The organism is Psychrobacillus sp. Z3-81 (genome assembly GCF_056620325.1).
On the sequence record NZ_JBWQPU010000111.1, the window covers coordinates 1 to 235 of the forward strand.

A 235-nucleotide genomic window follows, 5' to 3' on the forward strand; every position below is an offset into this window, starting at 1 on the left:
GAGCGGGATCAGAATCATCGCTCCGAACAGGGCAATTTGCGATACCCATGCCAGAATAATTCCCCGTGTGAAATCAGATGATTTAAATACACGAAGCTCCAGCAATGGATTTTTGTGACGAAGCTCCACAATAACAAACAGAATAAGCGCTACTCCCCCTACAATCACACCTGTCAGTGTGGATGCAGACGTCCAGCTTGTTCCACCTTCACTCACGCCATAAGCGAGCATCGAG

General features: G+C 48.1%; 1 pseudogene. It reads right to left on the bottom strand.

Annotated features, from left to right (window positions below):
* Nucleotides 1-235 (bottom strand): annotated as a pseudogene (locus AC1ECF_RS17830) (MFS transporter); the annotation flags it as partial.